The sequence below is a fragment of the Pseudoalteromonas sp. McH1-42 genome (assembly GCF_022347845.1).
Taxonomy (GTDB): domain Bacteria; phylum Pseudomonadota; class Gammaproteobacteria; order Enterobacterales; family Alteromonadaceae; genus Pseudoalteromonas; species Pseudoalteromonas rubra_D.
Genome location: NZ_JAKRFU010000073.1, coordinates 1 through 1,288 on the forward strand (window position 1 = coordinate 1; position 1,288 = coordinate 1,288).

Below are 1,288 nucleotides of genomic sequence, written 5' to 3' on the forward strand. Positions count from 1 at the left end.
GGCCAGCAGTGCTCGCTTGTCCAGTTTGCCATTGGCCGTCAGCGGCCACTGACTAACAAAGCTATAAGCCGACGGCACCATGTAATCCGGCAGGTTGCCGCTCAGGTGCTGTTGCAGTGCGTCAATCAGGCTGCTGTCTTGCTCACTTTGAATGAAGGCGCGAAGTATCTTACCACCTTGCTGACCAGTCTCGGCCAGTACCACCGCCGACTCCACGTCAGCATGACTCATCAGCTGGGTTTCTATCTCACCCAGTTCCACCCGGAAACCACGGATCTTGACCTGATCATCGCTGCGTCCAACAAACTCGATTTCTCCATCAGCGCCGATACGCACCAAATCACCGGTTTTATACAACCGCGCGCTCAACGCTGGATTAGCCGGATCAAAATACGGATTATCAATAAAACGCTCGGCGGTGAGTTCGCTTTGATGCAAATAACCACTGGCCAGACACTGACCACTGACATACAGCTCGCCCACAACACCCGGCGGGCATAACGTCAGCTGCTCGCTGAGCACCAGAGTCGCAGTATTCACGTTGGCGCGGCCAATGGGCACCGCACGTGGGTCATCGTAACCACCGCTGATGGCATAGCCCGATGCAGTAACTGTGGTCTCGGTCGGACCATAGGTATTGAGCAGCACAAAGCCCGGTTTAAGAGAAGCTACAGATTGTTTATCCAGCGCTTCACCGCCGACAATCACCAGTCGCAGTGCCAGGGATTCAAGCTCCGCTTCGCTCAGCGCCAGCATATGCCAGAACGCCGTTGGCAGGCTGGCCACGCTGATGGCATGGCTGTCACAGAAGGCGATAAAGGCCTCGCGGCTCAGCGACACGTCTTCGTCGCGCAGCACCAAAGTAGCGCCCTGAGTCAGAGTCGCCAGCCATTCCTCGACGAAAATATCAAAGTTCATAGTTGAGAACTGCAACACGTTGTCGGCTTCGGTGATTTCGTAGCGCTGCTCACAGTTAGCGGCAAAGTTGATCAGGTTATGATGACTTATCATCACGCCCTTAGGATTACCAGTTGAGCCTGAGGTGTACATCACATAGGCCAGATTATCCGGGGTCAGCGCCACATCCGGGTTGCTGATTGGATAGTTTGCAAACTGGCTGGCGTTATCCAGCAGCACAGCCGTGACGTTAAAATCATTCAGGATCCCGGCGACTTTTTGCTGAGTCAGCACCACAGACAAGCCGGTGTCTTCGACCATGTAAGCCAGACGTTCCTGGGGATAATCCGGGTCCAGCGGCACATAGGCCCCGCCTGCTTTAAGGATGGCC

The 1,288-nt window shown here is 55.0% G+C and carries 1 protein-coding gene; it reads right to left on the reverse strand.

The genetic code is table 11. The annotated features are described in order from the left end of the window. On the reverse strand, window positions 1-1,288 hold a 1,288-nt coding region (locus tag MHN31_RS24065), incomplete at both ends, for an amino acid adenylation domain-containing protein (RefSeq protein ID WP_239445551.1).